This is a genomic window from Streptomyces sp. NPDC048483, from assembly GCF_040651455.1.
Classification (GTDB): Bacteria; Actinomycetota; Actinomycetes; order Streptomycetales; family Streptomycetaceae; genus Streptomyces.
Window position 1 is genome coordinate 19921 of the sequence record NZ_JBEZJZ010000007.1, and the last position, 20025, is coordinate 39945.

At 69.2% G+C, this 20025-nt stretch carries 16 protein-coding genes, 3 pseudogenes and 1 riboswitch; of the genes and pseudogenes, 9 read left to right on the forward strand and 10 right to left on the reverse strand.

All coding sequences use genetic code 11. The features are described from left to right. Window positions 1-200: 200 nt before the first annotated feature. Window positions 201-1475 carry an MFS transporter gene (locus tag AB0D04_RS05605; RefSeq protein ID WP_362699702.1) on the reverse strand — a complete coding sequence of 425 codons (1275 nt, stop codon included), beginning with the start codon at window positions 1473-1475 and terminating at the stop codon, window positions 201-203. Continuing rightward, window positions 1472-2959 (reverse strand): FAD/NAD(P)-binding protein, encoded by a 1488-nt coding sequence (locus AB0D04_RS05610; RefSeq protein WP_362699704.1) that lies wholly within the window; start codon window positions 2957-2959, stop codon window positions 1472-1474. Before AB0D04_RS05610 ends, AB0D04_RS05605 begins: the two co-directional genes overlap by 4 nt. 612 nt (window positions 2960-3571) lie before the next feature. Continuing rightward, a riboswitch (cobalamin riboswitch) is annotated at window positions 3572-3736 on the reverse strand. Between the two features lie 211 nt (window positions 3737-3947). Here AB0D04_RS05610 and AB0D04_RS05615 point away from each other — a divergent pair. The 8 genes and pseudogenes from AB0D04_RS05615 to AB0D04_RS05650 form a co-directional block, all read left to right on the forward strand. After that, window positions 3948-4028: pseudogene (locus tag AB0D04_RS05615) on the forward strand (cobalamin biosynthesis protein CbiM); the annotation flags it as partial. A 143-nt stretch (window positions 4029-4171) separates the two neighbouring features. Further along, window positions 4172-4921, forward strand: a complete 750-nt coding sequence (locus AB0D04_RS05620) for a methyltransferase domain-containing protein (RefSeq protein WP_362699706.1) — start codon at window positions 4172-4174, stop codon at window positions 4919-4921. After that, on the forward strand, window positions 4918-6063 hold the full coding sequence (locus AB0D04_RS05625) for an iron ABC transporter permease (protein WP_362699708.1): 1146 nt from the start codon (window positions 4918-4920) through the stop codon (window positions 6061-6063). The genes AB0D04_RS05620 and AB0D04_RS05625 overlap by 4 nt, the downstream gene beginning before the upstream one ends. A gap of 6 nt (window positions 6064-6069) precedes the next feature. Further along, complete coding sequence (locus tag AB0D04_RS05630) at window positions 6070-6891, forward strand: ABC transporter ATP-binding protein (protein WP_362699908.1); 822 nt, start codon at window positions 6070-6072, stop codon at window positions 6889-6891. Continuing rightward, a complete protein-coding gene (locus AB0D04_RS05635) occupies window positions 6888-7916 on the forward strand; it encodes an ABC transporter substrate-binding protein (protein ID WP_362699710.1) in 1029 nt (342 codons plus the stop codon). The genes AB0D04_RS05630 and AB0D04_RS05635 overlap by 4 nt, the downstream gene beginning before the upstream one ends. 2 nt (window positions 7917-7918) lie before the next feature. Further along, a complete protein-coding gene (locus tag AB0D04_RS05640; protein WP_362699712.1) occupies window positions 7919-9109 on the forward strand; it encodes a pyridoxal-phosphate dependent enzyme in 1191 nt (396 codons plus the stop codon). Next, entirely contained in the window at window positions 9106-10395 is a 1290-nt protein-coding gene (locus AB0D04_RS05645; RefSeq protein ID WP_362699714.1) for an ATP-grasp domain-containing protein, read from the forward strand. The genes AB0D04_RS05640 and AB0D04_RS05645 overlap by 4 nt, the downstream gene beginning before the upstream one ends. Next, on the forward strand, window positions 10392-11708 hold the full coding sequence (locus tag AB0D04_RS05650) for an MFS transporter (RefSeq protein WP_362699716.1): 1317 nt from the start codon (window positions 10392-10394) through the stop codon (window positions 11706-11708). Before AB0D04_RS05645 ends, AB0D04_RS05650 begins: the two co-directional genes overlap by 4 nt. Before the next feature lie 183 nt (window positions 11709-11891). Here the strand turns inward: AB0D04_RS05650 and AB0D04_RS05655 are convergent, their stop codons facing one another. The 4 genes and pseudogenes from AB0D04_RS05655 to AB0D04_RS05670 form a co-directional block, all read right to left on the reverse strand. Beyond that, window positions 11892-12494: a sigma-70 family RNA polymerase sigma factor gene (locus AB0D04_RS05655; RefSeq protein WP_362699717.1), complete on the reverse strand. Its 603-nt coding sequence runs from the start codon at window positions 12492-12494 to the stop codon at window positions 11892-11894. A 194-nt stretch (window positions 12495-12688) separates the two neighbouring features. Continuing rightward, window positions 12689-13318: a hypothetical protein gene (locus AB0D04_RS05660; protein ID WP_362699719.1), complete on the reverse strand. Its 630-nt coding sequence runs from the start codon at window positions 13316-13318 to the stop codon at window positions 12689-12691. A gap of 385 nt (window positions 13319-13703) precedes the next feature. Continuing rightward, window positions 13704-13820: a (2Fe-2S)-binding protein gene (locus tag AB0D04_RS05665; RefSeq protein ID WP_362699910.1), complete on the reverse strand. Its 117-nt coding sequence runs from the start codon at window positions 13818-13820 to the stop codon at window positions 13704-13706. A 176-nt stretch (window positions 13821-13996) separates the two neighbouring features. Next, window positions 13997-14593: pseudogene (locus tag AB0D04_RS05670) on the reverse strand (TerC family protein); the annotation flags it as partial. A gap of 305 nt (window positions 14594-14898) precedes the next feature. Between AB0D04_RS05670 and AB0D04_RS05675 the strand changes: the two are divergent. After that, window positions 14899-15063: pseudogene (locus AB0D04_RS05675) on the forward strand (AzlC family ABC transporter permease); the annotation flags it as partial. A gap of 110 nt (window positions 15064-15173) precedes the next feature. Here AB0D04_RS05675 and AB0D04_RS05680 read toward each other — a convergent pair. The 4 genes from AB0D04_RS05680 to AB0D04_RS05695 all read right to left on the reverse strand — a co-directional run bounded on the left by AB0D04_RS05680 (window position 15174) and on the right by AB0D04_RS05695 (window position 19985). Beyond that, the gene (locus AB0D04_RS05680; RefSeq protein ID WP_362699924.1) at window positions 15174-15851 is read right to left on the reverse strand and encodes a hypothetical protein; all 678 of its coding nucleotides are present in this window, start codon (window positions 15849-15851) and stop codon (window positions 15174-15176) included. Between the two features lie 525 nt (window positions 15852-16376). Continuing rightward, window positions 16377-17246 carry a geranyl diphosphate 2-C-methyltransferase gene (locus AB0D04_RS05685; RefSeq protein ID WP_362699721.1) on the reverse strand — a complete coding sequence of 290 codons (870 nt, stop codon included), beginning with the start codon at window positions 17244-17246 and terminating at the stop codon, window positions 16377-16379. A 16-nt stretch (window positions 17247-17262) separates the two neighbouring features. Further along, window positions 17263-18510, reverse strand: coding sequence for a family 2 encapsulin nanocompartment cargo protein terpene cyclase (locus tag AB0D04_RS05690; RefSeq protein WP_362699723.1), 1248 nt, complete (start codon window positions 18508-18510; stop codon window positions 17263-17265). Between the two features lie 35 nt (window positions 18511-18545). Next, the gene (locus AB0D04_RS05695; protein ID WP_362699725.1) at window positions 18546-19985 is read right to left on the reverse strand and encodes a family 2B encapsulin nanocompartment shell protein; all 1440 of its coding nucleotides are present in this window, start codon (window positions 19983-19985) and stop codon (window positions 18546-18548) included. Window positions 19986-20025: the final 40 nt, after the last annotated feature.

Genomic DNA, 20025 nt, shown 5'->3' on the forward strand with positions numbered 1-20025 from the left:
TACTGAACGTTCTATCTCCTTCATAGACGGAACGTTCTATCTGTCTGAGGCGGCGCGCGGCGGGAGTCCCGAGCGGACAGGGGCACGCAGGCCGGAGGGCGGAATGAGGGTGTCGGTCGGTCCTTGCCGGTACGCCGCCCCGGGGCGGGTAGCCCGTACGGGGCGGCGTCATTGATTGCCGAGCGTCGCCGCTGACGCGCCTACCGCTCGGCTGCCTGGGGCGAAGCCGTGCGACAGGGATCGCCAGAGCTGCGGGCCTGAGGTGTGTCCGGCCTGGCGGGCGATCCGACGGGACTCTTTTCCCTCCCGGAGCGACCCTTCTGTGCCGGGCGAACGACGGTGACCAACACGGCCAGCGCCGCAGCCGGGGCCAGCACCGCGAGGCTCAGTGCGGCAGATTCGGTCGGGTCCGTCCAGGACAGCACACCTGTATAGACGGCACCGCTGGTCATCTGCAGGAAGAAGAACAGGCCGGAGGCACTGCGGGCATGGGCTCCCACCGACCGCAGCATGCCGGCCTGGCAGACGGGGAAGGCGGCACCGATACCTGTCATCGCCACAGCCATGGGCACGACGAGAACAAGCGGTTCCTGCGGGTACAGGTACGCGCCCAAGGTCATTACCGCCGTCGCGGCCAGGGACACGAGCCCCGAGACGAGCAGTACCTGCTCCAACCTGTAGCGCTGATTCACTCTCCGGGCGATCCTGCTCCCCACGATGTATCCGGCGACCACGAGTGCGTAAAGGAGACTGAAGACCGTTGACGTGGTGCCGAGGCGCACCTGCAGGGTGTGGCTGGAGAACGTGATGAACGTGAAGTACACGCACCACGCGAGGCAGATCGCTGCTGTGAACCACCAATACTGGGGCCTAGCCAGGACCTGACGCAGCCCCGATCCGTTGCCGGCGGCCTGAGGTTCCGAGTGGGGCAGGGTGCGCCGGGCGACAAGGAAGGTACCGGCGCTCAGCAGGCCGAGCCCCAGCATGATCGGCCTCCATGACAGGTGGTCGACCAGCAGCCCGACGACGGGCGGCGTGATCGCGGGCGTGAGCGCGATGGCTGTGGAAAGCCCGGTGAGTGCCGGCAACCTCTGGCGTTCCGGAAGGGCTTCCTGCACGTAGACCCGGGCAAGCACCGTCCCTGCGCCGCCACCGAGTGCCTGCAGTACCCGGGCGGCGGTCAGTGTGAGGACATCGGGCGCGGCTGCCACCGCGACCGATGCCACGACGTGCAGTACCAAAGCAACGAGCTGCACCTTGCGTGGGCCTATTCGAGCGGCCAGCACCCCGGCCGCGGCCATGGCAATGGCGTACCCGGCCATGTACAGCACGAGACTGCGGTCGATGGCCGCGGGCGACGTCGCGAGGTCTGCGGCGATGTGCGGCACAGCGGGCACAAACGCCGCCAGCGACGCCTGCGGCACGACGACCAGCAAGATGAGACACGTGCGCAGGGCGGACCGGTCGGGGTTCACAGCAGCACTCCCGCGCGAGTGGGAAGACGGGAGGCGACCTGCTCCGCGACCCGGCCCGCCTGGGTAGCCGCGTACTCCATCGAACTGGTGTGGAAGTGCACACCGGACGAGAGGTCTCCGACGATGTGCAGCCGGGGGATCGACACCCCGCACGCATCGAGCACCTCGTTGGTGTCGGGGTCGACGTCCAGTCCGCCGAGCGGGTGCGGACGGGCGAATCCGCTCCGGGTGAGCGTCTCGACCAAGGTGCCGGGGCGAGCGGCGCTCACGTCGATGCCCCGTCCCGTCGCATTGACCACCACGTCGTACCGCCGCTCCTCCCCACCGCGGTAGAACGCCCGGAAATAGCGGCCTTCGGCGCGGACGTCGAGGATGCCGGCGCGGAACGAGAGTCTGTCGGAGTCGGCCAGCGTCAGCAGCCGCCGCGCATTGACGGGAGGCATCGGGCTTCGCAGGCAGGTGAAGACCCGGCGGTAGCGCTGCGTGAACGCCCTACCGCTTGTTGCGTCCAGGGCTCTCCAGAGCCGCGAGTACCAGGGAGTCAGCGCGACGATGCACCGTTGCACCGCAGCCGCGGGACCTGGTTCGCCGAGCCGGACGCGAAGCAGCTCAGCGCCGCCGGTCCGGGCCAGGAAGGGCCGAAGCGCTTCCCGCAGGGTCGTACCCCGGCGCGACAGCTCTCCGTTGAGAAGCCCCGCAAGTGCTTGGAGACTGATGGTCTCCCGCTGGGCGAACATGCGCCGGACATCCTCGACGAGTTCCTGAGCACAGTCACCCGCACCGAGATCGCAGCGCACATCCGGCAACGCACCGCCGCGCGAAGCAAGTGTGACGCGACCCCCGTCTGTTCGGCGCCCCAGTTCCAAGGCCACGTCGATCGCCGTCAATCCGGAGCCGAGTACCAGTACCTCGGAACCGCGCTGTACGGCATCCATGCTCTGCTGGACGGGATAGGGCTGGTGAAGGTAACCCGGTGCGCCGGACAGCTTGTACGCGTCCCGAGCGGGCAGCGATCCCAGGCAGAGGATCACGTCATCCACCCAGTGCGTGGCAGAACGCTCGGGCACCACCGCGCTGCGATCCGCAGTGGGCTGCACCTCACACACCGGCTCCCGGATGACCTCCACGGAACCGCCGAGGTTGCGCAGGTCACGGCATGCCGTAGCGAACACTTCCGTCAGATACCTGCCAAAACTCGATCGCGGCGCGAACAGCGTGCTTCCGGCATCGGTGCGGGCAGTGGCCGGCCCGTGCTGCCCGAGCCAACGCCGGAAGTGACCGCGGTCGACGTAGTCCACCGACATTGCGGAAACCGGCCGGTTGAGCAAGGCCCCCTCCGTGTCGTCCCGGTAGGCGAAGCCCGGCCCGCACGGCCCGTCCGGTTCGAACACCACGACGTCAGGAGCTTCCACGGCCGGCTCGGCCGAGATCTGCTTCACGAGGGCGACCAGGAATGCCGTACCCGAAGCGCCGCCACCGATCACGGCGATCCTCCGTCGCTGATGCGGGGCGCTCCCGGCTGGTGCAGGGCATGGCACTGCGGACGGTGCGGAATTCACGTTCTCTCCTTGGGGCACGTCAGGGCATGCCTGATCTCGGTGGCTCAACCTCGCGGAAGAACCAAGGGATTTCTTGAGGCAAGGGCCTCAATGCGTGGAGTAGCCAGAGCTGGCGAGCAGGGGTGCTTCGGTGCAGGCGTCGCGACGGTCGGCCCCAGCGCGCCCGGGCACGCTGGGCGGGAAAGTCAGCAGCCGCAAGGCAGTCGCGAGTGCTAAGGCCTCACTGCAGGAGTGCAGGACATACTGACGGATCGTCAGGAGAAGAAGAGATCCGCCGAGGACGCAGGCTGCAGGAGCCTGCCACGGTGTGTGCGGAAGACGGGGCTATGCCGCCACAGCGGCGGTGTGGGACCAGCGCTTCGGCCCTTGTCGGGACCAGGGGCAATCGGCCAGATGGTGGCCGTGGCGCTCCTTGCTCGCACAATTTCCCACCGGAAGACGGCGCAGCGCGGCCGGAGCAGCGGGGGCAAGCGTCAGCGGGGCGACGGACTCCGCCATAACAGGACCTCCTGAGGGAAACACGCGTCCCAAGTAGTTGGAGCTCGCAACGACGGCAGCGGGTCTGACTCACCCGGCGCCGACCGCCCCTACCGGGGACGGGTCGTGCTGGGCTTACAGTGGCGCGACCGTGCCGGGCTCTCACCGGCTTCCGCCATGCCGTCGTTATTTCGCCGTTACGGTACCGAGAACCGCTGGGCAAGCCAAGGGCGTACAGGCTGCACAGCAGCGTGCGGAAAACCACCTCCCGCTCCCCAAATCCCCGCAATCATGGGCCCATTGGCAGGTAATGAAAGGGGTTGCACGGCTGTACTGGTGATGATGATCTCACCGGCAGTGAGCGCGGCCCTGCGCGTGGCGCGCTTCGGCAACGGGCAGATCGACATGCGTCACCGGCGCTCCCCGAGGAGAGGTCTTCGGCGCGTTCGTCACCGGCCTGTCCACCTACTGCGTCACCAGCGTGCAGCCGGCACTCGCCTTCCTCAACCCGAGCAGCTGCCCCGCTCCCTTGCGAATGGTGAACTCGCCGGGAACTCAAGGGCCTTGGCAACCGACCCGTGTAGTGAAAGGCCCGCACTGACAAGGTCGCGACGCTGCGGCGTCCGACCTGACCCGGCCCTGGAGCGAGGTTGCAGCCGTATGCAGTGGTACGAGGACGATGGATTCTGGTCGGACTTCTCCGAGACGATGTTCTCCGAGCGCAGGCGCACGGAGACGGCGGGCGTCGTCGCCGGCTCGCCGCTGCTTGACTTCCCGGCCGGCAGCCGCGTGCTGGATCTGTGCTGCGGGCCCGGCCTGTATTTGCTGCCGCTGGCCCGTCGCGGCTACGTGGTGACGGGGGTGGACCTCAGTCCGGTCATGCTGAAGCGGGCCCGCGCGGCCTGCGAGGAGGCCGGAGTCGATGTCCGGCTGGTGCAGGCGGACATGCTGACGCACATCGAGCCGGGGTCGTACGACGTGGTGCTCAACGTCTTCACGTCATTCGGCTACTTCGACGATCCACGGGACAACGAGCGGGTGTTGCGCAACGCCCATGACTCGCTGGTGCCGGGCGGACAACTGCTCGTCGATGTGATGGGCAAGGAGGTCCTCGCGGGCTGGATCGGCCGTCCCCAGCTCGTCGAACTCGACGGCGGCGCGTACGTGATGCAGCGCGACACCGTCCTGGACAGCTGGACGCGGCTGCGCACCGACTGGACGCTGGTGCGCGACGGGGTGGCACGGGAGGCGTCGATCACCTCCTTCCTCTACAGCGCGGCCGAGTTGCGTGCGCTGTTCGAGGCAGTCGGCTTTACGGACGTGCGGTGTTACGGGGGCTTCGACGGTGCCCCGTACGACAACCATGCGCAGCGGCTGATCGTGCGGGGCACCCGCGAGGGGGATTCATGAGCGAGGCTGTTTCCGGAACGCCGTCCGCGATGCCGTCGGCAGTCGCAGGTCCCTCCGCCGCCCTCTCGCTGGAGGAGAAGAGCCAGGATCCGGAGGGCTGTCCCACAGGTCGCGGCAGGCTGCCGACCACGTTGGTGGTGCTCTCCGTGGTCCTGGTGGTCTCCGTCCTGGCCGGAGTCGCGCTGGGGCCCACCGTCGTACCGCTGGGTGACGTGGTGCGCTTCTTGTCCGCGGCCGTGACCGGCGGCAGCATCGGCGCGGACGAGGTGACCGGCTACTCCATCGTCTGGCATGTGCGTACCCCCAGGGTGTTGCTCGCCGTGGTGGTCGGAGCGGGGCTCTCGGTCGTCGGCGTCGCCGTCCAGGCGCTGGTGCGCAACGCCCTCGCGGACCCGTTCGTCCTGGGCATCTCGTCCGGTGCGTCCGTCGGGGCGACTGCGGTCGTGGTGTTCGGGGTCTTCGCGGGGCTGGGGGTCTACGCCCTTTCGGCCGCGGCGTTCCTCGGCGCCCTCGGTGCCACGGTGCTGGTGTATCTGGCCGCGCGGAGTCCGCTGGGGCTGACGCCGCTGCGGCTGGTCCTGACCGGGGTGGCGCTGGCGTACGGGTTCCAGGCGCTCATGAGCGTCCTGGTCTTCCTCTCTCCGAACGGGCAGGCCGCGCGGACGGTGCTGTTCTGGCTGCTGGGCAGTCTGGGGTCGGCGTCCTGGGAGTCGCTGCCGCCGGCGGCAGCGGCGGTCCTGGTCGCGATCGTGGTGCTGCTGCGTCAGAGCCGGTCGCTGGATGTGCTGTCGCTCGGGGACGAGACCGCCGCCAGCCTGGGCGTGGACGCGGAGGCGCTGCGGCGTGGGCTGTTCGTGCTCACCGCGGCCGTCACCGGGCTGATCGTCGCGGTCAGCGGCGCGATCGGCTTCGTCGGACTGGTCCTGCCCCACGTGGTGCGGATCTGGGTCGGCTCCACACACCGTCGGGTGCTCGCGGTCGCGCCGCTCGCCGGCGCCTGCTTCATGGTGTGGGTCGATCTGGTGGCGCGTACCGTCTTCGCGCCCGAGGAGCTGCCGCTCGGCGTGATCACCGCGCTGATCGGTGTGCCCGTCTTCCTCGTGCTGATGCGCCGCCGCGGCTATCTGTTCGGAGGCCGGTAGATGGACATGGTCCTCTCCCTGCGCGATCTGACGGTCGAGGCGGCCGGTCGTGCCCTGGTCGACCGGCTGAGCATCGACGTGGCCGCCGGCCGGATCGTGGGGCTCGTCGGCCCCAACGGCAGCGGCAAGTCGACCGCGCTGCGCTGCGTCTACCGGGCGCTGAAACCCACGTCGGGGGCAGTCCTGCTCGACGGCAGCGACCTGACGTCGTGGAAGCTGCGCGACAGCGCCCGGTCGGTCGCCGCCCTGACCCAGGAGAGCCACACCGAACTCGACTTCACCGTCGAGGAGGTGGTGGCGCTGGGCCGCGCCCCGCACGCACGGGGCAACCGTCCCCTGACCGCTCGCGAGCGTGCGCTGTGCCGGCAGGCGATGGAACGGCTGGACGTCGTGCATCTCACCGGCCGCAGCGTGCTGACCCTCTCCGGCGGGGAGCGCCAGCGCGTCCTCGTCGCGCGGGCGCTGGTCCAGGAACCCCGTGTCCTGGTCCTCGACGAGCCGACCAATCACTTGGACGTACGGCACCAGGTGGAGCTGCTGTCCTTCCTGGGCGGGTCCGGACTGACCGTGCTGACGGCCCTGCACGACCTCAACCTCGCGGCGCAGGTCTGTGACCGCATCGCCGTGCTCAGCTCCGGCTCTCTGGTCTCTTCCGGTGATCCGGCGGCGGTCCTGACTCCCGAGCTGGTCCGCAAGGTGTTCGGCGTCGACGCCACGGTCGTCTCCCACCCGCGGACCGGAACCCCCCAACTGCTCTACGACCTCTCCCCGGCACCCACCGGCATCCGCATACCTGGCGAAGCCTCATCGGAAGGACCGCACTCATGATCCGACGCATTCGACGGCCACTCCCCCGGGTGCTGCCCCGCGCCCTCGCCTGCGGGCTACTGGCGGCCGGGCTCCTGACGTCCAGCGGTTGCGGCGCCGAGATCGAGCCGGCGGCGAAGAGGAAAGCAGGTACCGTCACCGTCTCCAACTGCGGCCAGGACATCACCTACACCCGGCCGAAGCGTCCGGTGGCCTACGACGTCAGCGGCGCGGAGAAGATGTTCTCCCTCGGCCTGGCCGACCGGATGCGCGGCTACGTCATGAACACACTCGGGGACCCCTCCATCAAGGGCTCGCCCTGGCGCAAGGACTACGCCAAGGTCGAGCGCCTCGGCACCGAGCGCATCACCCGGGAGATCGTCGTCGACGCCAAGGCCGACTGGGTGCTGGCCGGTTGGAACTCCGGCTTCAGCGAAGAGCGCGGCATCACGCCCGCCCTGCTGAAGAAGGTCGGTGTCGCCGGCTATCTGCACACCGAGACCTGCTGGGACTACGGCGACAAGAGCGTCGACGTGACACCGCTGGAAGCCCTCTACACCGACCTCGAGAACCTCGGCCGGATCTTCGGCGTGGAGCAGCGGGCCGACAAGCTCGTCGCCGATCTCAAGGACCGTACCGCCGCGCTGAAGAAGACCTGGCCCGGCAAGGGCGCCCCGGCCAAGGTGTTCGTCTACGACTCGGGCACCGACCAGCCGTTCACCGCGGGCCGCCACGCCGCACCCAACGACATCATCACCGCCGCCGGAGGAACCAACATCTTCCACGATCTCGACAAGGGCTGGACGACGGTGGGCTGGGAACCAGTGGTCAAGGCAAACCCCGAAGTGATCGTGATCGTCGACTACGCCGACCAGCCTGCCAAGGGCAAGATCGCCTACCTCAAGTCGCTGCCCAGCATGAAGTCGGTACCGGCCGTGAAGAACAACCGCTTCTTCGTCATCTCCTACGGCGACGCCGTCAGCGGCCCGCGCAACGTCACCGGCGCCGAGAACCTGGGCCGCTACCTGCGCTCGGTCGGGCGGTGACGGTGAGCTCGACGCGTACCGCCCTCGCCCCCGCCCTGGTCCACGAGCACATCACCGACGCGATCAAGGCACCCGACCTGCTGCGGCTGTCCGACAACGTCGTGCTCGCCCGCTTCGAGACCCTGAAGGTCTACGCCGCCCTCGGCGCGGTCCGCACCCTGCTGGAGCGCGGGATCGTCCGACCGGGTCAGACCCTCCTCGACAGCTCCAGCGGCATCTACGCACTGGCCCTGGCCATGGCGTGTCACCGCTACGGTCTGGGCTGCCACATCGTCGCCTCCACCACCGTCGACGCGACGATGCGCGCCCAACTGGAAGTCCTCGGCGCCGCCGTGGACCAGATGCCGCCTTCGCAGGATCTGCGGCTCGACCAGGAACGCCGGGTCCACCGGGTCCGTCAATTGCTGACCGAGCGGCCCGGCATGCACTGGATGCGCCAGTACCACGACGCCGTCCACTACACCGGCTACCGCGAGTTCGCCGACCTGGTCGACCGCGCGCTGCCCGATGCACCGTTGACCGTGGTGGGTGCCGTGGGCACCGGCTCCTCCACCGGCGGCCTCGTCCGCCCGCTGCGCGGGCGCGGCCGGACCGTACGCCTGCTGGGGATACAGCCTTTCGGCAGCGTGACCTTCGGCAGCGAGGACTTCAGCGACCCCGAGGCGATCATCGCCGGAATCGGCAGCGCGATCCCGTTCGACAACGTCCGCCACGACCTGTACGACACGCTCCACTGGATCGACTTCCGCCACGCCATGGCCGGTGCCGTCGGCCTGCTGCGCGAACACGCCGTGTTCGCCGGTCTGTCCACCGGTGCCGCCCACCTCGTCGCGGGGTGGGAGGCCGCCCGCCACCCGGACCATATGCACCTGGTCATCGGCGCCGACACCGGCCACCGTTACACCGAACGCGTCTTCGCCCGCCACCATGAAGCCCTCGACCCGCGCACCCTCAAGCCACACCAGATCACCACCCTCGCCGGCCTCGCTCCGCCCTGGTCGGTGCTGGAGTGGAAACGTCGGCGCTTCGACGTACGCCGGGCCGCCGTGCCCACACAGGCCGTGGCATCCCCACCGGCACCAGCGGCCACACACACGCCGACGTCACACTCGCCGACGTCCTCGTCGGCGCAAGAGCCCCCGCAAGCACCGGCACCGCTCGCCGCACCGGCCGAGGAGGACCTGGCATCGTGACCATCGCCGCCCTGGAAGCACTCACCTTCGGACTGGGACGCCTGGCGGAGGCGGCCGGAAACGCCGGGCACCGGCTGTGCCTGCTCACCGGCGACCGGTCCGTCTACCGCCACGAACTCACCCACCTCGCACCCGAAGCACTCGACATCGTCGACGTCGACACAACCGACGAGTCCGCCTGCGCCGCCGCCCTGACCGCCCTGCCCGACCTGCCCGACCTGCAAGGAATCGTCAACTCGACCGACACCTGGAGCATCCCGGGCGCCGATCTCGCCGCCGAACTCGGCCTCCCCGGACCGGACCCCACCGCGGTCCGCCTGCTGCGGGACAAGAGCCGGGTGCGCAACCTCCTCCACGAGCACGATCTGAGCCGTGGCCGAGCCCTCACCATCCCGGCCGATCCCTCCGCGGCCGCCGAGGTCCTCCGCGAGATCGGTCTGCCCGCGATCCTGAAGGACTCCGCGGGCACCTCCTCCCGCAACGTCTGGCCGGTGCGCGACGAGCGGCAACTGCACACCGCCCTCTCGCAGGCGGCCCAACGCCCCTTCACCGGGCGGCTGTTCGCCGAGCCGCTGTTTTCCGGCCCTGTCTACAGCGCGGAAACCCTCAGTTGGAAAGGCGACGCGAAGCTCCTGGGCGTCCTCAGCCGCCAGATGTCTCCCGAGCCCTCCGTCCGCGAAGAAGCCGCGGCCTTCCCCGTCGCCCTCCCCGACACCGAACTCGACCTGATCCAGCATTGGGTGGGACGCGTACTGAAGAGCGCGGGCCACGACACCGGCTTCGCGCATGTGGAGTTCGTCCTCACCACCGAGGGCCCTGAGCTGGTGGAGATCAACCGCCGTATCGGCGGCGCGCTCGTGGGCGAGGCCCTGTGCCGCTTTCTGGGCACCAACGTCTACGACGCCATGGTCGACACGGCTCTGGGCCGCCGCCCCGCACTGCTGGAGACCCTTGCCGCTGCCGACTCCGCCCCGGGTTCCGGCCCCGGTCGCCGTCCCGCCACGGGGTCCCGTCCCGGTCCCGCCACCGGCTTCGTGCTCGTCTACCCCGACCGCCCCGGAACGCTCACCGGCTGGACGGGACTGGACGGTCTGTCCGCCTTCCCCGGCTCGCCCGAGTGGTACCCCACAGCCGCCCCGGGGCAGCGGGTGGAGCACCTGGGCGATCAGCGCAGTTGCACCGGGATCGTGCTGGCCGAAGCCGCGACCGCCGAGTTGGCCCTGCACCGGGCGCTCAGCGCAGCCGGAAGCATACGTCCGGCCATCACGGCCGATGGCCAGGGATGACACCATCACGCCGCACATCGCCCAGCCACCGTCCGCCCTCCCGTCTCACACGGCTCGCCCACCTCACCGGACCGCAGTGCGTCCTGCTGGCCGGATCGTTCCTCATCCCCCTGGGCAGCTTCGCCGTACTGCCCTTCATGTCGGTCCTGCTGCACGAGCGACTGGGCATGGGGCTCGGCACCGTCGGCGTGGTGCTCGCCGCCGCGTCATTCGTGCAGTTCTCCGGCAGCGCCATAGGGGCCGCGGTCGCCGAGCGCATCGGGCTGCAGCGCACCATGCTGCTCGCGCTCGTCATCCGGACGGCGGGCTTCGCCGGCTTCCTTCCGGGACTCGGCCATCCGGCCGCGGCCGTCACCGCGCTCTTCCTCGTCTCCTGCGGCGCGGCGCTCTATCTACCCGCCAACAAGGCGTACTTGGTGCATCGCGTCGAGGACGAACGGCGCCCGCTGCTGCTGTCCGCGAGCAGCTCCGCCCTCAACGCCGGCATCGCGCTGGGCCCGATCGCGGCCGCGCCCTTCGTGCTCAGCGCCTCGGCGGGACTCTTCACCGCGGTGACCGTACTGTTCGCTGCCATCACCGCGGGGCACGCCCTGCTGCCCGTGGAAAACCCCGAACGCCGGCCGGAAGAGCCAGGAGACGGTGACGGCACCGGACAACCGCCCCCACACGGGGAAGGCCGGGACCAGGCAGGTGAAAGCGGAGTCACCGCACGTGCCGGACCGCCGCTCCTGCCGTTCGCGATCACCGTGCTGAGCATGTACGTCTTCATGTTCTTCCAGCACTACCTCTCGGTCTACGCCGTGCCCCGGACCTCGACCGTGTTCTACGGCCTGGTCCTGGCCCTTTACGCCGTGCTCCTCGTGGTCGCGCAGCCACTGCTGTCCGACTGGATCGCCCGTCTGCCCTACACCCGCGTCCTGCGCCTGGGCTTTGCCGCGCTGGCCGCCGGCATGGGCACCCTCGCCGTCGGCCACCCCGCGACCATCCTGGCCGGAGCCCTGCTCATCTGTCTGGGCGAGCTCATCCTCTTCCTCAAGAACGACCTCGAAGCCCTGGCCCAGTCCCCCCGCACACCCGCCGTCATCTTCGGCCGTCAGCGGCTGGCAGCCGGAATCGGCGCGTTCGCCAGCGGCATCGCGGGCGGAGAGGGCTACGAACTGGCCGAGCAGTCCGGTCATCCCGGCCTCTTCTGGACAGCCGTCGCCGTGCAGTGCGCACTGCTGCCTCCGCTGCTGGTCCACATCCTGCGCCGCCGACTCTCCTGCCCCACGGCGGCCGGCTCGGACCCCCCGGCCGCGACACGGACGCACTGAGCCTGCGCCGTCGCTGTCAGCCGACAACACCTCAGCAACCCACGCCTCCCCCACCCGCTCACGATCTGACATCTCGCGCCGCGGCTCGGGGCCGCTTCTGGTGACCGGATTATTGAAGTGCGCCGGAAAACCGGAAGCGGCCCTTGAGCGCCTCCCCGCAAGGTGACGGTCAGCCCGCCAGGGTCAGCGGCTCCGCGCAGCCTCGGCCGCGCGCAGCAGGGCAGTCATGTCCTCACGGGCGCGGGCCACCCGGGAGCGGACCGTGCCGATCGGGCAGCCCACCGCCGTGGCGGCTTCCGCATAGGGCAGGCCGAGCACCTGGGTCAGGATGAACGCCTCACGGCGCGCGGCGTCCAGCGCTTCCAGCAGGTCGAGCAGTGCCACTCCTTCCTCGAAGCCGGGGAGGCCGCTCGGCTGCGCTCCCTCGGCTGCTGTCTGCCAGTCCGCGGTGTGGGTGATCCGCGGCCGGCTGGCCGCCGACCGATGGCGGTCGACGACGACCCGGCGGGCGATCGACAACAGCCAAATCCGTGCGCTGGAACGCGCCGCGAAGCGGGGCAGGCTGGTCAGCGCCCGCAGGTACGTCTCCTGAGCCAGGTCGTCGGCACCCTCCACGTCGCCGCTCAGGTGCGCCACGAACCGCCACACATCCCGGCGCGTGGCCTGTATGAACCGCTCGCTCGCCGCACGGTCACCGCTGCGGGCCGCCAGCGCCCACTCGGTCACCTGTGTGTCGTTCCGCGCGGCGGACGGGCCGCGCGGGTTCCGTATCAGGGCAGGAGTCATCGCCAAGGGTCCTTCGCATGAGTGCGGGCCGGGCAGGCACAGCACCGGCCCGCAGGTGGGCGGTCCTCCGGGCACCCCGCGCACACACGGGTGGGGGTGGTGGAACGACGGAGAACCTCAGGCCGAAGAGCCGGCGTGCGGACATCCGCGCACACCGGTACCCCGCCCATCGACCCGTGTGCGGGGACGAGCGGTCAGCAGCAGACCTGACGTACCGGCGGCCCCCTGCGAAGGACGGCGTACCGCAGCGGCCGAGCGCGCAGCCGCCGAACGGGGCGGAATGCGGCCACGGAGCGTACGGGGGAGGCCGGGCCGGCGTAGGCGAGCGACCGCCGGGCGCGCCGCAGCGGCGCGAAGAGGGAGGCGGCCAGCGACCGGCCGAGGCGGAACACCGCCGCCTCACCGCGCCACAGCCACAACCCGCAGACCAGAGCGGCCAGGCCGTGTGCGAGCCCCATGCCGAGGGACCAGGAGTGTCCGGTGGCCACCATGCCCATGGAGCGGGACATCCCCGCCATGCCGCCGGTGCCACCCTGCGCGGCCATCGGTGTCGATGATGCGGGTGTCGTCAGCGACTGCGACAGGCTGAACGCCGTGTGCAGCGCGAACTGTGCAGCCATGGTGGAGCCGGTTACCACGAGCGCGCCGCGCTCCCGCCCGGTCAGCCACCACGCGCCCACCGTGGTCGCGGCGAACGCGTACGCCACCGCCCCAACGGGCAAGGTCTCCCCGGACATCAGCGCGTGCCCCAGAGCCGTCGCCACCACACACACCGCCGCGAAGACCGCAGCGCGTGCGAGGCGGAAACCGGGCCCAGTGATCACGGCCGTCATCGTGCCAGCCGCCCCGCGCCGAGGGGACCCGGACGGTACTGTTCCGAATCTTTTGTCACCTCGGGGCGAACACACGTCACCAGCACCCTCACAGCTGCCGACGCGACCTGCGCCTACATCACCGGCCGTCCTGAACGTCCACCGACACCATCACGCGTGACGCAGGTCACACCCTCGTGCCGCGGTGACGGCTACAGGAGCGCCGCTGCCCCTCCGCGGCGCCCTGACGGTCCGCTCGGCTTCCTCCTGGTGGACATCGCCGTGGGCCTGGCCCGGCGGGTCCGGGCCGCGTAGCGGAAGAGGTACGGCACGCCCGGCTGTTCCGTCTCTCGGCGGCCCGGTCCGCGGTCATGACTGGGGGCGGGCTCGGGGCCGGTCATGCGTGAGTCTTCTGGCGGTTGAGGACACAGTCGCCGCATGTGCCCATGCCCGGAACGCGGTAATAGAGGCAGCAGTTGCGGCGGCGGTACGCGAGGGGACTGACGGTGAGCACGCCCGCGCTCGCGAGCGGCTCCCGTTCCAGCAGGGCAGTGGTGAGCGGAACGGGCGAATGCGGGGCGTCGGGGACGTGAGCCAGCAGCGTCTGCAGAGCGCCGACGAGTGCCGATGCCGCGTTGCCCCGCAAGGCGTGCGGGGCACCCCGGCGATGTGCCGCACGGCGTCGCCCCCGGCCACGACGGCGAGCAGGGGCGTGGCAACGCGTTTGCCCGCCTCTTTGACGAAGAAGTGCGCTCCCGCGTACTCGTCCCGGACCGGCATGATCTTGCGGAGCAGGCGCACGGCGATGCTCTTGGCCGGGTCGAAGCTGTCGTCCTCCTCGCGCAGGATCTTGTACGTGCTGTAGAAGAGGATCGCGGCGAAGACGAAGAGCACAGCGGTGAAGCGGCTGACCACCGCGACGCCGGCGGCGAGGAAGACGCCGCGGAAGACGAGTGCGCCCAGCACCCCGAAGAAGAGCACCCGGTGCTGATAGGCGCGGGGCACCCGGAAGTATCCGAAGATCAGCGCGAAGACAAAGAGGTTGTCGACGGACAGGCTCTTCTCCAGCAGCCACGCGGTGGTGTACTCCACGCCGGCGTTGGTGCCAACGACCAGAAAGACAACGGCGCCGAAGGTAATCGCCAGGCCCATCCATGCCGCACTCCAGGCGGCAGCCTCCTTGAAGCCGATGACGTGAGCCTGCCGGTGGGCCAGCAGGTCGACCGTGAGCGACACCACCACGGTGGCGGCGAACGCCAGCCACAGCCACAGCGGCACCTCATGCATGGCCGGCCTCGCAAGGACGGGTGACAGATGCTGTCCTTCGAGTCTGCGGCATACGACAGCCGCTGTCCTGCGCGCACCCCGGACTCGCCCCCCCATTTCGCGACCGCAACAGGTGTGGCCCGTTCGCTGGATCGAGCGTGGTCGGCAACGGCGACGCGGATGAAGTAGTCAGGGCGGCCGTACATGCGGCGGAACTCGATCACCTCCTCGTAGGAGGCCACGGTCTTTCGAACTCGGCGACGGTCTTGCGGTCGTTGGCGTAGATCTCGACGTCGACGAGGGCCGCGCTCGCGGATTCCGCCTCCGTGGAGCTGGGCTTCCTCCCGCTCGGGCTCGCCTTCGGAGCGCTCGTCGTCCAGTCCGGCCTGGATTGGTGGTGGGCGGGCCTGTCGGCCGCGCTCATCCACGGCGGATCGTTCGAGTTTCTGCTCATCGGCATGGTCGCCGTCGTCGCCCCGCTGGCGTCCATCGCCGTGACCGCCTTCATGGTCAACGTCCGGCACGTCTTCTACGCGCTGTCCCGCCATCGAGGGGGCCTGCGCGCCCGACCGGCCGTGAGCCGTCCGCCGGGGGACTCGTGCTACGTGACCTTCGCGGTGACGGTCCGGATGAACTTCGGGGCCACCTTGTCGCGCCAGACGAACGGTGCCGCGTCAAACTGGCCCTCAAAGGTCGTGGTGGTGTGCCCGCCAACCGTGAACATCAACGGGCCCTTGCGGCACGTCCAACTGCCGTTGCCGTCAAACAGCCCCTGGATGACACAGAGATCGGCACCGTACATTTTCATGGTGGCGCCCAGCGCGAACTCCCTGTAGTAACCGGCTATCAGCTTGGGATCGGCCACAGCGTCCACACGGATCCAGAAGTGGGTGGCGCTGTACTTCTCGCCCGGCAACCGCATTACGTAGTCGCACTGGCCGAAATCGGATCTGTTGCTCTTCTTCCACGAGGAATCCGCAGCGAAGTCCTTGATCGAGGGCACGTAGACCCGGTTGTACTCCTGCTGGAGGTCCTCGGCGTCCGGAAGGATCGCCTTGACGTCCTCCTCGTCCACCAGCGTGCAGGCGTTCGGCCATTCGTTCGCGGCCAGAATCCTGCCGTCCTTCAGCAGGGGCAGGCGGACGTCCCCATTTCGGGGTGCGGCTTTGCCGATGGAGCTCTCACCGCTGGCATCGACGATCCGGAGCGTCGCCAGAACGGTGGTGGCAATCAGCAGGGCAGCGGCCAGGGTGAGCCAAGCGATACGGTTTTTCTTCACAGTGGCCGATCCTGCCCAATGAGCCGGGCCCAAACTTCACTTGGAGTGATCGGGTCGATCACCTCACGGTGGGCCGGGCCACCGGCCGCCCCGCTTCGGCGTCCGGTCCGGAAGTAATGGCTCGATGCGCACACACTGCGCGTCAGTCGACGGCGTACCCGAACCAGCGACAGGCTGATCCAAACGAAACGGCCCAGCCGCCGAAACCATCCCGGCCCCACCCTGCCGGCGGTCTCCGGACTGCCCGCACCCCATGGCTCGCCGCCCCCGTCCGATCCGGCGAAGATAGCGCCCGGACCCGATGAGCCCCTCTACCGTCCCCTCCATGCTGTTCGTCTGCGTGCAGACTGCCGGCCGCTCCCAGATGGGCGGGGAGGCGGTCCAGGTCCACTCGGCAGGCCCACGTCGACGACCCCTCAGTACGGGACCACCAGCCGGCAGCCCCTTCTGTCTGGACCTTTCAACGGAGTGCTGCGGGACGCATACCGGTGTCTCCGGGGCCCGTCCCGCAAGCGATCGGCGGGATCAGATCCGGTCGGCGGCAATCAGCAGGTACTGGAAGCTGCCGTTCTTGTACGCGGTCAGGAACGCGTCCTCGATGCCGGTGACCAGGGAGGACTTGGCGCGCAGCTCCCAGTACGGGATGGTCGCCGCGGTGAGGTCCACCACGCTGACCGGCACGAGCCGGTTGTTCGCCATCTCCCTGAAATAGGCGGAGCGGGGGTGGATATCGCAGATGTAGTGGGCGTTGATCATCGACACCTCGCGGGAGGGCAGCCCGTACGTGTCGTTGTAGCAACCGGTGATGGTGACGTATCGGCCGCCGCGTGCGAGGAGGCGGGCGTATTCGGCGAACAGTGCCGACAGGTCGACGTACATCGTGGACTCGTTGTTCCAGATGCCGCGGAACGAGCCGGTCCCGAAGCCGGTGTCGAGCATGTTCTTGAGATGGAAGCGCACCTTGTCGTCCACGCCGCGCTTCTTGGCCTGCTCGGTGGCGAAGGCCACCTGGGTCTCGGAGATGGAGATCCCGTCGACGTGGCAGTTGAACCGCTTGTTGGCGACCAGGCTGCCGCCGCCTCGGCCGCAGCCGGAGTCCAGAAGGCGGTCATTGGGGGCGACGGCACCGAGGTGGTCGGCGAGGAAGTCGGCCTGGGCGCACTCCAGGCGGTGCAGTTCGGCGATGATGCGTTCGTCGCGGGTGTTCTGGGGGCCCTGCAGGACCGACCAGTCGACGTCGCCGATGCCGTAGTGGTGATGGTAAAAGCCGTCGACCTCGCCCAGCCGAAGGTTGACGGGGTTCTTCTCGCGGTTCCAGTAGTCGGCCACCGACTCCTGGTAGGGGCTGATGGCCGGAGCTGATGCCGCGCTGCTGCGGTCCGCTGTGGTGGTCATGCGGTTGCCTTCTCTCTCACCAGTAGTTGGGCAGGGAGTAGCGGTAGGTGTTGGTGTGGTGCCATTCGTGGTTGCCGGCGACCCAGGAGGCGAGACCGGTGGTGTAACGGGCCAGGACCGGGTCCTCGGAGGCGAGGGCGGCGGATTCGTCCTCGAAGGCGTGCATGATCTCGTTGTGGATGTCGACGGCCTTCAGGTAGGCGTTCTTGAGGCCGCGGCGCTCCTCGGCGGCGATCACCACGGGGAGGTTCAGGTGGTGCTCGTCGATGGCCATCTCCTTGGTGAAGGAGTACAGGTCGTTGACGAGCGTGGTGGCGTTGCAGGCCAGCGCGGTGACGCGCTGGACTTCAGGGCGGGAGTAGAGCGGCTCGGGCAGCTCGTAGCCGTCCACGGCGTCCACGATGGACAGACAGGGGCGGAAGTTGTTGAACTGACGCATCACCAGGTACTGCCACACCGGCGGGGTGGTGCGAGTCTGCGCCCAGGCACCCTCGGCGAGATACCCCAGGTGCAGGCGCGCCATGTCGTGGACGAACCGGGTGACCTGACTGGGCGTGGCGATGTCCCGGAAGGCCCGGATCGCATCGGCGTAGGAGCGCAGCGAAGCGTCCGCGCCCAGCCCCTCGAGCCACTGCTGCTGGTAGCCGTCCGCGGTGTGCAGGGGGTCCAAGGCGCTCTGCGCGATGATGAGCCGGCCGCCCAGGCCGAGGGGGGACCCGCCGTAGTCCTCGCAGTAGCAGTCGTCGACGACATTCTCCGCGACCAGCAGTTTGCCCGCGACGACGAGGCGCTCCAGGTCGGCCGCCGCCGGGTGTTGCAGGACGACCGCACGGCCGACCTGGAATCCGGCGAAGTCCCCCGCCCATTCGGGGGGAAAGAGGGTGAGTTCCCGGGCCCAGGCTTCGAGCCGCCGGTCCACCTCGGCGACCTTGGCCGGGTCGGCCGGCACGGCGGGCGGGCAGTAAAGGCCCGGAATCGGGTCACCGGCGCGAGGCTGGGCCGCGGGTGCGGGAGCGGGCCGGCCGTGGCCTGCGGGCGGCGGCGGGAGGAGGGCCCTTGCCGCTGACGTGCCCAAGCCGGTCGGGCCGCCGGGAAGCCACACCGCCCGCTTCGCCGACTGTGTGGGCCGCTCGACCGCCGGTTCCAGCGGCGAGGCGAACAGATCCTGCTTGCCGGGACGTGCCGGATCGGACAACAAGGCGCCCACCAGGCCCGCCACCTCATGGGTGGCCGGGGCGGCGGACATCAGGGACAGCAAGGACACCGTCTCAGCCCTCCTTCACTCGCCGGACCGGGTGCTCAGTCACGCGGCCGTACCTCGACGTTCTCCAGCAGGCCGACCGCGTCCGGGACGAGTACGGCAGCGGAGTAGTAGGTGCTGACGAGGTAGGAGATGATGGCCTTGTCGTCGATGCCCATGAAGCGCGCGTTGAGGCCGGGCTCGACCTCGTCGGGCAGGCCGGTCTGGTGCAGACCGATGACGCCCTCGTTGTCCTCTCCGGTGCGCATGGCGATGATCGACGAGGTCTGGTGTTCCGAGATCGGGATCTTGCCGCAGGGCAGGATCGGCACGCCTCGCCAGGCGGGAATGTGGTGGCCCTCGACATCGACGCTGCCGAAGTAGATGCCCCGCTTGTTGCACTCCTTGCCGAAGGCGGCGATGGCGCGCGGGTGGGCGAAGAGGTACTTGGTCCCACGGCGCATGCTGATCAGGTCGTCGAAATCGTCCGGGGTGGGCGGGCCGGAGTGCGCCGGGATGCGCTGGTCGAAGTCGGTGTTGTGGAGCAGCCCGAAGTCCGGGTTGGTGACCAGTTCCTTCTCCTGACGCTCGCGCAGCGCCTCGATGGTCAGCCGCAACTGCTGCTGCGTCTGGTTCATCGGCTGGTTGTAGAGATCGGCGACCCGGCTGTGCACCTTCAGCACCGTCTGCGCCACGCTCAACTCATACTCACGCGGCTTGAGTTCGTAGTCCACGAACGTGGTCGGCAGGGTCGGTTCGCCCTCATGGCTGGAGAGGAACTCGATCTCGGCCTCACCGGACTTGTTCGTCCGCTTGTGCCCATTGGCGCTGAGCTGCTGGATGTGCAACCGGAGCGCCTCGCACTGGCCGGCGACCGTCTTGTACGCGCTGTGCGGCAGTGCCAGCACCGTCGTCGCGGTCACCGCACGGGCCGTGAAATCCCACTTGCCGTCTGCCCCCGCGAGCACCTTGCCGCCGAAGCTGTCGCCGTCCGACAGCCGGCCCACGATGGCCTCGCCCTCGTACTTCGCGGGCTTGACCTGTTCCACCTTGCCGTGCGCGACCAGGAAGACGTGATCGGCCTTCCGGCCCTGCTGCACGATGACCTGACCGGGGTCGTATTCCTTCTGGACGAACTTGTCGGCCAGCGCACCCAACGCCGTGTGGTCGTCGAACCCGCGCAGCAACGGCAGTTCGGCCAGCTCCGCGGGGACGACACGAACCTTGGAGCCGTTCTTGTCGAACGTCACCTTCCCGTCCCCGACCGTGAACGACAGACGTCGGTTCACTCTGTAGGCACCGCCGGGGACGTCGACCCACGGCAGCTTTCGCAGCAGCCACCGCGAGCTGATCCCCTGCATCTGGGGTTCGGACTTGGTGGTCGTCGCAAGGTTCCGTGCCGCCGCGGTGCTGAGGCTGAGCTGCTCCTGTTCCTGCGCTTGTTCCTGTGCTTGCCCCTGTGCCTTCGTGGCCTTTGACGGGCGCGTCTCGACAGCCATCGACTACCTCTCTCAACGCATGAGACGATCCGCCCGGCTG